General features: G+C 67.6%; 9 protein-coding genes. All 9 read right to left on the reverse strand.

The genetic code is table 11. From position 1 onward, the window contains the following. Nucleotides 1-5: 5 nt before the first annotated feature. From ACV22W_RS00435 to tssB, 9 genes are read right to left on the reverse strand one after another with little or no spacing between them, the layout of a single operon-like run. A complete protein-coding gene (locus ACV22W_RS00435; protein ID WP_448017237.1) occupies nucleotides 6-1271 on the reverse strand; it encodes a hypothetical protein in 1266 nt (421 codons plus the stop codon). A 15-nt stretch (nucleotides 1272-1286) separates the two neighbouring features. Next, complete coding sequence (gene tssI / locus ACV22W_RS00440; protein WP_448017238.1) at nucleotides 1287-3491, reverse strand: type VI secretion system tip protein TssI/VgrG; 2205 nt, start codon at nucleotides 3489-3491, stop codon at nucleotides 1287-1289. Continuing rightward, a complete protein-coding gene (gene tssH / locus ACV22W_RS00445) occupies nucleotides 3488-6160 on the reverse strand; it encodes a type VI secretion system ATPase TssH (RefSeq protein WP_448017239.1) in 2673 nt (890 codons plus the stop codon). The genes tssI and tssH overlap by 4 nt, the downstream gene beginning before the upstream one ends. Nucleotides 6161-6172: 12 nt before the next feature. Continuing rightward, nucleotides 6173-7297, reverse strand: a complete 1125-nt coding sequence (gene tssG / locus ACV22W_RS00450) for a type VI secretion system baseplate subunit TssG (protein ID WP_448017240.1) — start codon at nucleotides 7295-7297, stop codon at nucleotides 6173-6175. Further along, nucleotides 7294-9165: a type VI secretion system baseplate subunit TssF gene (gene tssF, locus ACV22W_RS00455; RefSeq protein ID WP_448017241.1), complete on the reverse strand. Its 1872-nt coding sequence runs from the start codon at nucleotides 9163-9165 to the stop codon at nucleotides 7294-7296. The genes tssG and tssF overlap by 4 nt, the downstream gene beginning before the upstream one ends. 4 nt (nucleotides 9166-9169) lie before the next feature. Next, nucleotides 9170-9718, reverse strand: a complete 549-nt coding sequence (tssE, locus tag ACV22W_RS00460) for a type VI secretion system baseplate subunit TssE (RefSeq protein WP_448017242.1) — start codon at nucleotides 9716-9718, stop codon at nucleotides 9170-9172. A gap of 16 nt (nucleotides 9719-9734) precedes the next feature. Continuing rightward, on the reverse strand, nucleotides 9735-10226 hold the full coding sequence (locus ACV22W_RS00465; RefSeq protein ID WP_057927224.1) for an Hcp family type VI secretion system effector: 492 nt from the start codon (nucleotides 10224-10226) through the stop codon (nucleotides 9735-9737). Nucleotides 10227-10285: 59 nt separating this feature from the next. Continuing rightward, a complete protein-coding gene (tssC, locus tag ACV22W_RS00470) occupies nucleotides 10286-11803 on the reverse strand; it encodes a type VI secretion system contractile sheath large subunit (RefSeq protein ID WP_059690091.1) in 1518 nt (505 codons plus the stop codon). Further along, nucleotides 11796-12350: a type VI secretion system contractile sheath small subunit gene (gene tssB / locus ACV22W_RS00475; protein ID WP_059525499.1), complete on the reverse strand. Its 555-nt coding sequence runs from the start codon at nucleotides 12348-12350 to the stop codon at nucleotides 11796-11798. The genes tssC and tssB overlap by 8 nt, the downstream gene beginning before the upstream one ends. Nucleotides 12351-12364: the final 14 nt, after the last annotated feature.

Raw genomic sequence — 12364 nt, forward strand, 5'->3', positions numbered from 1 at the left:
CGCGCTCAGCGCCCACCACGCAACGCCGCGACTTTCTCGCTCAACGCGTTGCGCCGCCGGTCCTGAGCACCCAACTGCAAAACCATCCATTCGACGACCATCGGCAGGTTGCTGTTCGACCGCATCGACTCATCGATCATCAACCCCGCATCGAGCGCATTGAATCCGGCCTCCAGTGCATGTTCGCGCTCCCCTGCCCGCTCCCAGCACACGGCGCTCATCCGCCACGCCTCGACCGTCATCAACCCGTCCTTCGCCGCCGTAGTCGATGCCGTCGCACGTTCGTAGCAATAAGCCGAGTGCGCATAATCCTTGTGCGTTAAATGTACGCTCGCCTCGCCGAACAACCCGTTCGCGACGAGCTTGTGCCCTGCCGGATGTCCCGCCTCCACCGCGCGCATGCCGCTGCTGGCGGCGCTCTGGTAAGCCTCGATCGCCCGCTCCCGATCCCGCCACTTCAGATACGCCGCCCCCGCAATCAGATGCACGACAACGCATTGATCAAACCACTGCTCGCGCTCAGCAACCTTCAGTGCCGCCGCACGCAATTCCTCCAGCCGAGAAGGATTACCGCCTTCGATCATCTCCGTCAGCATCACGAAATGCCGTCGAAACTCCCCGCTCGGCCCCCGCTCGCCCGATTCCGCCAGCAATTCACGTGGCACGCTCGCCATCGAGTACTTGCCGTGCACGACCCGCACCGCAGCACGATGCCGTTGCATCAACGCAGCAAACGGCGCGATATCCGTACGCGGCACGACAAAACGCACGCGCTCGGCGAGCTGCGGCGCGACCGCAATGATCGACAGCAAATCGTCCATCCATCGCACCCATGCCGCGTCATCCCGCACTTTGGCCGGTTCCAGCACGAATACCATCGCCGGAAAAACATCCGGATGGTGCTGCATCAGGCTGTCGGCAACCGCGAACAGATACAGCACGGGATTCTTGCCGTCGTCATACGGCGGCTGCCAGTCCGCACGCACGCCCTGCGCATCGGCCCCCTCTCGCCGGCTGTCGTAGAACGCGATGAGTTCATCCGTCAATGCCGTTGCATAACCCGATTCATTGACGAACGACGCGCGCATCGTCCTGACCGCACACGACGTCTCGTCCTGAACCTGGAAATAGAGCCGCACGAGCTCCGAATCCGTCTCGTCGGTCTGCCAGATCATCAATCGCGCATCCTGCTCTTTTGCGAAACTCATCCAGTCCGTATGCGCATCCATGAACCTGCGTTCTATCGGATTGGTCGGCTGCCAGTTCTGCATTCGTGCGAGCCTCCGTTATGGATTCAGTTTCAGGATCGCGCCTTCGACCGTGTGTTCGGCGGTCGCCGACGACGTCACCGTCTTGCCGTTCACGCAGTGGGTGTTCGTGCCGGTCGAGGCGACGTTGACACCCTGGATCGTGATCGTGCCGTCGCGCTTCATCACGATGCTGGACATCCCGCAGACGAGCGAAAGCTGATCACCGGCGTTGACGAGTACCTGATGCTGCACGTTCGTCGTATGGTTCGCGCCGACGTTGACGGTGTGTTCGCCGCCGACCGTGTGCGTATGGGCTTTGGCGATCGTGGAGGTCCGCGTGCCGATCTCCTCGGTATGCGACGACGCAACCAGCGTCTTCATGTCTTGCGACGTCGTTTGATACATCTGTCCGACATTCAGCGTCTTGCCTTCGCCGATCGTTTCCGTCTTGGCTTTCGCAACCGTCTCGGTATGTATTCCACCAATGGTCGCGTCGCGATTCGCGGCGATCGTCACGGTTTCGTTCTTGCCGACCGTTCGCGTCCGGTTCCCCCCCACCCCATGCGTCTCGTCCACCCCGATCTGCGCGACCCGGTTCTGCCCGATATTCACCGTCTCGTTCTGCCCCACACTCCTTTGCCGGTTGTTCTTCACCTGCATCGTCTCGTCGTTCCCGACCGTATGCGTATGGTTGTTCCCGACGGAAAGCGTGTGATCGGCCTCCGTCTCCGCGTCGAAATTGCGCTCGGCATGCATCCACAGCTGCTCGGCGCCCTTCTTGTCCTCGAACCGGAACGCATTCGCATGGTCGGTCGTCCCGCCCGGTGATGACCGCGACAGCAGCCCGCTCTGCGTCGCGCTGCCCGGCAATCCCCACGGCGGCATCTTCTCGCCGTTGTAGACCCGCCCCGTCACGATCGGCTCATCCGGATCACCATTGAGGAAATCGACGACCACCTCGTCGCCGACACGTGGAATTTGCACGCCACCGAAGCCGCCCCCAGCCCAAGGACTCGACACCCGCACCCAGCACGATGAATCCTGATTGCTCTGCCCATACCGGTCCCACCGGAATTGCAGCTTCACGCGCCCATACTGGTCGGTCCAGATCTCCTCGCCCGCCGGCCCGACGACGGTCGCCGTCTGCGGCCCATTGGTGCGGGGCCGCGGCGTCTCACGCGGCGACCGGTAAGGCAAACTCGACGGCTGCACGAGCATCATCGTCTGATGCACCACGGCCTCCGCACCCTGATCGCTCGCATACGCGTTCTCCTGAAACCGGTACTGGCACCGCACGATCAGGTATTCGCGATTCTGGTCGGCACGCGGGCAATGCGCGAGCGTGAACAGATACCCCGGCGCGGCACCGCGCACGTCGGTATCCGCACTCGCGCGCTCATGCTCGGCCTGCTGCTCCTCGAGTCTCACGCGGCTGTAATGGGCACCAGGCGCATCGTCGCGATACCCGCCCGGCCATTCGAACGACGCAAAACTGTCGTGATCATGCCCACGCGGATCGACCTTCTGCGCCGAAAGATCCGCACGCGGCTTCGTATAGTCGTAGTCGGTCGTCTGATGCCTGCCGACGCTCACCTCCTGCGCGGGCAGCCAGCCGTCGATGTGCTCCTCGTCGGCGATCGCGGTGCGATCCTGCGCGATGTACGGGATCGTTTCGTAGCCGGGCAACGCGACATGCGACGACATCGCATCGCACAGCACGAGCGTATGACTGTCCGCCGCGTGCCGGAAATAGAAATAGATACCTTCGAATTCCATCAGCCGCGACACGAACGCGGTATCGGTCTCGTTGTACTGCACGCAGTACTGGCGCGGCGCATAGGATTCGGTCAGCTTGTTCTCGATCGGAAAGCCATACGGCGCCAGCACCTCCTGCACGATGTCGGGCACGGTGCGATTCTGGAAGATCCGGCAATCGGAGCGGCGCGTCGCGAGCCACAGCCATGGCCGCACGACGAGTTCGTAACCGTAGTGCCGCTCGGCACGCCGGCCGGCCAGCGTCGCGCGCGCGACGATGCCGTTCAGGTAGCGCGTCGACAGGTCCTGCTGCTCGATCCGCACGGTCACGGGCTTGCCGAGCATGTCCTTCAGCGACAGGCTGTGGCTGTCCGCCAGCGCCTCGATCCGGAATTCGAACAGGCGGCCGAGTTCGTCGCTGCCGTCGAGCGTGTGGAACTTCAGGTCGTCGCCATGCGGGCTGTCGAGTGTGAATACGCGATTCACGTCGTTTCCTCCTCGTCGAACCGGTAAGCGAATTCGCCGCCGGCGGCGCTCACCTCGATCGACGTCAGCGTGCGGCCTTCGAGCGTGGCCTCGAGGATCGCGCGGCCGATGCGCGGCATCACGGTCTGCGTGAGGATCGCGTCGACCATGCGGCCGCCGGATTCGATCGTCCTGCAGCGCGCGACGATCAGCGCGGTCGCAGAATCGGTGCAGCGAAGCCGGATCCCGTGATGTTGGTCGATCCGTTTCTCGAAGCGCCGCAACTGCAACTCGACGATGCGTGCGAGCGTCGCGTCGGTCAGCGGGTAGTACGGCACGACGGTCAGCCGGCCGAGCAGCGCGGCGGGGAACACGTCGAGCAGCGGCGCGCGCAGCGCATCGGCAAGCGTCTGCATGTCGGGCAGGCGCTCGGGGTCGCGGCACAGCTGCATCACGCGATCGGCGCCGACGTTCGACGTCAGCAAAATCACGGTATGCCTGAAGTCGATGTCGCGTCCTTCGCCATCTTCCATCCAGCCCTTGTCGAACACCTGGAAGAAAATCTCGTGCACGTCGCGGTGTGCCTTCTCGATCTCGTCGAGCAGCACGACGCTGTACGGCCGACGACGCACGGCCTCGGTGAGTACCCCGCCCTGCCCGTAGCCGACGTAGCCGGGCGGCGCGCCCTTCAGCGTCGATACCGTGTGCGCCTCCTGGAATTCGCTCATGTTGATCGTGATCGCGTTGCGCTCGCCGCCGTACAACGTGTCGGCCAGTGCGAGCGCGGTCTCGGTCTTGCCGACGCCGGACGGCCCGCACAGCAGGAACACGCCGTGCGGTTTGGTCGGGTCGTCGAGCTTCGCACGTGCGGTCTGAATCCGTTCGGCGATCAGTTCGACCGCATGGTGCTGGCCGACGACGCGTTCGCCGAGCGTCTCGGCGAGCTTGAGCACGGCCTGCGTCTCGTCGCGCACCATCCGGCCGAGCGGGATGCCGGTCCAGTCGGCGACGACGGCGGCGACCGCATGCGTGTCGACGGCGGGCAGCACGAGCGGTGCGTCGCCCTGCATCTCGGCGAGCGCCTGCTGCTCGGCAGCGAGGCGCGACAGGACATCGGCGCGTGCATCGCCGGTGAGCTCGCGCGACGGCGCGTCGTCGAGCAGCGCGGCGCGCGATTCGACGATCGAGGCCAATGCGTCGCGCTCGGCTTGCCAGCGCGTATCGAGCCGATCGAGCTCCGTCTGCACGGTGGCAAGCTCGGCATCGATCGCGTCGCGCCGCGCGGTGTCGCCGGTGCCGAGCGCGCACTCGCGCGCGATCCGTTCCCGCTCGACGCGCAGGCCGTCGATGCGTCGGCGCGCATCCTCGATCGGCGCGGGCACCGCGTGCTGGCTGACGGCAACGCGCGCGCAGGCCGTGTCGAGCAGGCTGATCGCCTTGTCCGGCAACTGCCGCGCGGGGATGTACCGATGCGACAACGTCACGGCGGCCTGCAGCGCATCGTCGAGCACCAGCACGCGGTGGTGCGCTTCGAGCTTCGCGGCGAGACCGCGAAGCATCGTCACGGCGGCGGCCTCCTCGGGTTCGAGCACGTGCACGAGCTGGAAGCGCCGCGTCAGCGCGGGATCCTTCTCGATGTACTGCTTGTACTCGGACCAGGTGGTCGCGCCGATGGTGCGCAGCAGGCCGCGCGCGAGCGCGGGTTTCAGCAGGTTCGCGGCGTCGCCGGTGCCGGCCGCCCCACCCGCGCCGACGAGCGTATGGACCTCGTCGACGAAGAGGATCGTCGGCCGCTCGGACGACATCGCTTCGTCGATCACGCCGCGCAGGCGGCTCTCGAATTCGCCCTTCACACTCGCGCCGGCCTGCAGCAGCCCGATGTCGAGCAGGTACAGCGCGACGTCTCGCAGAGACGGCGGCACGTCGCCGGCGGCGATTCGCAGCGCGAAGCCTTCCGCGACGGCGGTCTTGCCGACGCCGGCCTCGCCGACCAGCAGCGGGTTGTTCTGGCGGCGCCGCAGCAGGATGTCGACGATCTGGCGGATCTCCGCGTCGCGCCCGACGACGGGGTCGATCTCGCCTGCCCGCGCACGGGCGGTCAGGTCGACGGCGAAGCGCGCCAGGGCCGCGCCTTCCGTGGCTGGCACACCGCGCATCGCGGCGTCGCCGGAGCCGGTGCCCGAGCCCGGATCGGCACGCACGGCCGGTTGCGCCTCGGGCGAACCGTCGACGATCGATGTGAGTTCGTCGGCGAGCACATCGGGCACGATGCGCTCGAACTCGCGTGCGATCGCGTACAACACGTTGCGCAACTGCGGCGTCTTCAGGATCGCGAGCAGCAGGACCGCGCCGCGAATCCGCGTCGCGTCGTATTTCAAGGTCGCATAGACCCACGCGCGCTCGACCGCGTCGTCGATGTGCACGGACAGGTCCGACACCGATCCCGCGCCACGCGGCAGCCGATCGAGCGACGCGACGAGCCCGCGCTCGATCGCGGCCTCGTCGATCTCGAACCGGCGCAGCACGCGCTGCAGGTCGCCGTCGGGCCGCTGCAGGAGCTGCTTGAACCAGTGCGCGAGCTCCACGTATGGATTGCCGCGCAGCCGGCAGAATCCGGTCGCCTGCTCGAGCGTTTCGTAGAGGAGCGGGTTGAGCTTTCCGAACAGGTTGACGCGGCCGATATCGGACATGACGGTTCCCGTTTAGGCGGTTTCGCGATGAGGGACGGCGCCGGTGCGCGGTGGCCCGCCACGGCGCGCGTCGTAACGGACGACGAGATCGCGCGCGGGCCCCACGTCGAGCCGCTGCCCGAGCCACGCGGTACGGCCGAGGCCCTGCGGCGCGCCGAGCGCGATCGCGGGCACCGCGTCGGCCGCCAGTTCGAGCTGGACGTCCCAGTCGAACTCGATGCCGACGTATTCGCGCACCCAGTGCGTGAGCTGACGTGCGTGCGGGCCGCCCGGCAGGAAGCGCCGGTACGCGTCGAGCGACAGCGGCCCGAGCACGATCCGGAAATGAGACTGCGCGTCGCGCACCGCGATGCCGAGCGCGACGCCACCGACGCGCAGGGTCGGCCGCGTCGCACGGATCACGCAGCGCTGCGAGCGCTCGATCGCGACCCAGCGCGGTACGTGTTCGACGATGCGCGCGTCGACGCCGAAATGGCTCCTCAGGATCTGCACGAGCCCTTCCGGGTTGCGCGTGTGCCGCACGAGATGAGCCGCGTGGAAATAAAGCGCATGCGGCGCGAGCGTGTCGGCGGCCGTGCGTTCCGCCTCGGCCTGCGCGGCCGGCCTGTCGTCATGCGCGGCGCGCCCGATGAGGCTCGCGACATACGCGTCGAACCGCGCGCGCCCGGGACGATCGAGGCTCACCGTCGGTTGCGCGTCGGCCCACGCGCGGTAGAACAGCAGGATCAGCCGGTGATGAAACAGGTCCGCGAATGCGGCGAACGTCGGGTCGTCATGCTGGGCCGCGCGCTCGTGCGCGTATTCGGTCAGGTGGGTCGGCAGCGGACCATTCGGTCCGAACAACCCGAAACCGTGGATCGCGATGCGCGGCCGCGTAGCGCCGCCGTCCCCATCGTACGCGCCGGCCACCATCGACGCCGCGAACGCGAGCGACGGCTGTTGCCCGAGCCGCACCGGTTCGTCGCGCGGCCGCGCGGCATGGCCGAGCGGTGCGCGGCCGGACGACAGCGCGTCGAGCCAGCGCAACGCCTGGAACAGGTCGTAGCCATGCGGTGCGGCGCGCAGTCGCGCCCACCACGCATCGCGGCGGGCGGATTCGATGGCCGATCGAGCGCCGGGTGGCGTGCCGTGCTTCATATCGCGGGCCGCCGGCCGATGCGCGCGGGCCAGTGCGCGAGCGTGCCGCGCTGCACGCTGGTCAGCACGCATTCGGCGAACGCATTGATCGAAACATGCCGCGCGAAGAACTGTTCGAGCACCGCGCCGAGCAGGAACGGGCTGTCGCCGGAAAACGCATGATCGTCGACGATCACGTCGACCTGCACGCCGCGTCCGAACATCAGCGGGCCGAGCGCCGGCAGCCGCCGGAACACCGGCGAGAACGCGACGCGCCGCACGCCGTCGATCTGCCGGCGCATCGCGGCATCGGCCGGGTCGGCGTGCAGGCCGAGCAGCTCGCGCAGCGCATGCGCGCCCTCGTCGTCGTCGAGATCGGTCAGCGTTTGCCGGGCGAGCCCGAGATGACGGACGAGCCGCCAGGCCGTCTGCGCGTCGGCGATCGGCGGGCGCGGGCGCGACGGGCCGCGAATCGCGACGATGCGCTCGACGGGCGCCGAAATGCGCAGCGTGAACGCGTTCGCATCGCCCGGCGGCAGCAGCAGCGCGAGATCGCGGTTCGTGCACAGCGTGTCGACGGACAGGTAGCGCATCGTCTCGTCGTACGGCGCGCACTGGCTGTCGACGAGCGACACGTAGGTTTCGCTGCCGACGTAGCCGGTGCGCGTGCCGTTCGCGCGTGCCTGCGCGGACACCAGCCGAGGCTCGCGCCGCATCGTGTAGTACGCGCCGTAGTTGCCGTCGTCGCGTGCGAACGACGCATGAAACGGGCGGAATTCGCGCGACTGGCCATCGTCGCGCTGCTCGCTCGCGAGCCGCTGCACGGCATAGACCTCGTGATCGAGCGGCCGGCTGCGGTCGACGACGACATGATGCTCGCGCGCGCCCGGCTGCAACAGGATCCGGTCGCCGCGACGTGCGAACAGGTTCACGGCCGGTGTGCAGTTCAGCGCCAGATGCCGCGCATCGACGGCCGCCTCGAGCGCGGCGTCGTGGCGATCGAACAGCACGGTCAGCTCGCATTCGTCGCCGGTGGCGCGCGCGAGCGCGGCGCGCAGCCCGCCGATACTGAAGAACAGGAAGCGCGCCGGAAACGCGAAATACTCGCGCAGCAGCCGGTAGCCGTGGAAACTGCGCCCGTCGTCGGGCAGGATCGCCTGCGCCGGATCGAAGCCCTCATGGACGATCGCATCGGCGTCGAGCGTATGCAGCCAGCGCGGCGGCTGCCCCGGGTCGTGGCAGACGGCGCCGAGCGCATGCGCGGCGATCAGTTCGAGCAGGTGCAGCGCGTCGCGCTCGGGGCCCGCGAGATGGAACGTCAGCCGGTCGAGCGGCAGTTGCGACAACTTCGCACCGCCGCGCGCCTTGAGCCGGATGCGCAGCGCGCCGCGCACGTCCTGGCGCGCAGGCACGGCGCCGCGCGGCAGCCACGACGGCGCACCGGTGACGGCCGCATCGGTCAGCTCGAGCGGCCACAGCGTCAGGTCGTGCGCGGTACGGAATTCGCACGCGGTCTGCTCGGACGCGGCGGGCCGCGCGCGCAGCGCGGTGCCGGCCGGCAGCCGCCAGCCCTGTGCGAGGCTGCCTTCGTTGAGCATCGGCGCGAACCGCACGATCGCCATCGACGGCAATGGCGCGAGATAGCCCGGATATACCGCGTCCAGCAGCGCCTGCGTGAAGCGCGGAAACTCGGCGTCCATCTTCAGCTGCACGCGCGCGGTGAGGAAACTGAAGCCTTCGAGCAGCCGTTCGACGTACGGATCGGGCGGCCCGGATTCGGTGAGCCGCAGCCGCGCGGCGACCTTCGGAAACTGCTGCGCGAATTCGTCGCCGAGCTCGCGCAGGTACGCGAGCTCGCGGTTGTAGTAGTCGAGCAGGCGCGTATCCATCGTGTCAGTTTCCCGCCGCTGAGCGCAGCGACATCGCACCCGTCTCGAGATCGAGGTCGGAGCGCAGCACGAATTCGACCGGATGCGGGATCGACCACAGCGTGCCGCGAATCTCGAACAGCAGCACGTTGTGACGCCGCTCGCCGGCACGCCCGTCCGATGCATCGGCGACGCTGCGGACCTCGACGCTATCCGGCGCGATGCGTGGCTCGAAGCGCACGATCGCGTCGCGGATCGACGCCTCGACCGACATCCGCTCGACGCCCGACATCGGCTTGCCGACGAGCGGCCGCATCCCGTAGTTGAGCACCGAGGCCTGCGCGTGCGCGAACGCGGCCCAGTCGACGAAGCCGTCCTCGGCGTTGCGCGTATTGAGCAGCCACGCGAGATCGCGCAGCACGGCCGCGCGCAGGCGCTCGGCGCCGATCGCTTGTGTGCCGGGCGGATCGGCCGTGCGCTGCGGCGCTTCGTCGGTCAGCCGGTCGAGCAGCGCGGGCTGCAGCCGGTCGCGCACACCGGCGTGCCGGCCGGCGCGGGCTTGCGGGTCGTCCATCGTCATCGCTCCGCCGTCACATCTCGGTGTTTTCCTTGATGTTCCAGCCGACCGACACCTCGGCGCCCTTGCCGCCGTTGTCGTTCTGCTGCCAGTACTGCTTTTTCACCTTCGCGGCCTGGAAGCCGTAGTGCATCATCAGCCGGTCGGCGGCGTCGCCGGGGTCGATGCCCGCGACCTGCGCAGACGTGACGAGCACTTCCTGCAGCGTCACGCGCATGAACTCGATCTGCGAGCCGCCGGTCTTGCACGCGGAGATCTCGACCTTAGGCAAGTGCTTGCCGCTCGCGCAGTTCTTGATGATCGCGGGCGCGCCCTTGTCCATGTACGCGGCCACGACGAGATCGTTGAAACTCGCCTTGCCCGCGTTGCCCCCGCTGCCGCTCGCCATCGCGCCCGGCTGGCTCGCGCCCCACGTGAACGATTCGATGTCGGTCCAGCCCTTGTGCTGCGCGTCCGCCGACTCGCCGGTCACGCCGTCCACCTTCATAAACATTGCCACGCCCATTGCCGTCTCCGTTTCGGTGCAAAATCACGTTGAATGCCGTATCGAATGCCGCGTGCCGCTCACTCGTTCGCCGCCTTCGCCGATGGCAGCCGCGAGATGAGCCGCAGCGACACCGTGAGCCCTTCGAGCTGGTAATGCGGTCGCAGGAAGAATTTCGACGTGTAGTAGCCGGGGTTGTCCTCGACCTCGTCGACGACCACCTGCGCGGCCGCCAGCGGCTTGCGCGCCTTGGTTTCCTGGGACGAGTTCACGGGGTCGCCGTCGACGTAGTTCATGATCCAGTCGTTGAGCCAGCGCTCCATGTCGTCGCGCTCGCGGAACGAGCCGATCTTGTCGCGCACGATGCATTTCAGGTAGTGCGCGAAGCGGCAGCACGCGAACAGGTAAGGCAGGCGGCCGGACAACCGCGCGTTCGCGGTCGCGTCGGGGTCGTGATACTCGGCCGGCTGGTACAGCGACTGCGCGCCGATGAATGCCGCGAAATCCGAGTTCTTCCGGTGCACGAACGGCATGAAGCCGTTCTTCGCGAGTTCGGCCTCGCGACGGTCGCTGATGGCGATCTCGGTCGGGCATTTCTGGTCGACGCCGCCGTCGTCGGTCGGGAACGTGTGGCTCGGCAGCCCTTCGACCGCCCCGCCCGACTCGACACCGCGAATCGACGAGCACCAGCCGTACAGCTTGAACGAGCGGTTGATGTTCGCGGCCATCGCGTAAGCCGAGTTTGCCCACGTGTAGCGGTCGTGATTCGCGGCGTCGGTGTCTTCCTCGAAGTCGAATTCGTCGACGGGATTGGTGCGCGCGCCATACGGCAGCCGCGCGAGAAAGCGCGGCATCGCGAGGCCGACGTAGCGCGAATCCTCCGACTGCCGCAGGCTGCGCCAGCCCGCGTATTCGGTGTTCTGGAAGATCTTGGTGAGGTCGCGCGGGTTCGACAGCTCCTGCCACGAATCCATCTGCATCAGCTCGGGCGATGCGCCGGCGATGAACGGCGCGTGCGCGGCCGCCGCGATCTTCGACAACTCGCCGAGCATCTCGACGTCCGGCGGGCTGTGATTGAAGTAGAAGTCGCCGACGAGGCAGCCGAACGGCTCGCCGCCGAACTGCCCGTATTCCTCCTCGTAGATCTTGCGGAACAGCGGGCTCTGGTCCCACGCGACACCCTTGTAGCGCTTGAGCATCCGCGCGACCTCGTTGCGCGACGCCGGCAGGGCCTTGATCTTCAGCAGCTCGTCGGTCTCGGTGTGCGTGACGAGGTAATGGAGGCCGCGCCATGCACCTTCGAGCGTCTGGAATTCATCGTGATGCAGGATCTGGTTGATCTGCTCGGACAGCTTCCGGTCGATCTCCGCGATGATCTGCTTCACGCTGCCGTACGCGTCGGTCGTCATGCCGACCGTATGTTCGAGCGCCTGCTGCGCGAGCGTGCGCACCGCGCGCTCGACCGACTCGCGCGCCTCGGCGGTCTTCGGCTTGAACTCCTTCTGCAGCAGCGCGGCGAACTCGCCGTGCGCGACGGCCGGCTGCGCGGCGTCGCGGGTGTTGCGAGTTTCTGCGCGGGACTGGACGGGGTCATTCATCGCGGGCCTCCGGTTGGGTCGCGTCGCCGGCCTGCGCGTCGGCGCGCGGTTCGCGCACGAGCGTCTTCAGCAGGTCGGGATCGTTGATCGCGCGCTCGATCAGTTGCTCGGCGCCGTGCTTGCCGTCCATGTACGACAGCAGGTTCGACAGCTCGGTGCGCGCATCCAGCAGCCGGCGCAGCGCGTCGACGTTGCGCGCGATCGCCGCCGGCGAGAAATCGTCGATCTGCTCGAACGTCATGTCGACGTTGAGCATCCCTTCGCCCGTCAGCGTGTTGGGCACCTGGAACGCGACGCGCGGCGCGACCGACTTCATCCGTTCGTCGAAGTTGTCGACGTCGATCTCGAGGAACTTGCGCTCCGGTAAATCGGGCAGCGGCTCGGCACGCTTGCCCGCCAGGTCCGCGATGACGCCCATCACGAACGGCAGCTGCACCTTGCGCTCGGCGCCGTAGGTCTCGACGTCGTACTCGATCTGCACGCGCGGCGCCCGATTGCGCGCGATGAACTTCTGTCCGCTGCCTGCCGCCTTGGTTCTGTCCGTCATCGTCCGCTCCTTCA

This window comes from Burkholderia sp. AW49-1 (assembly GCF_053427845.1).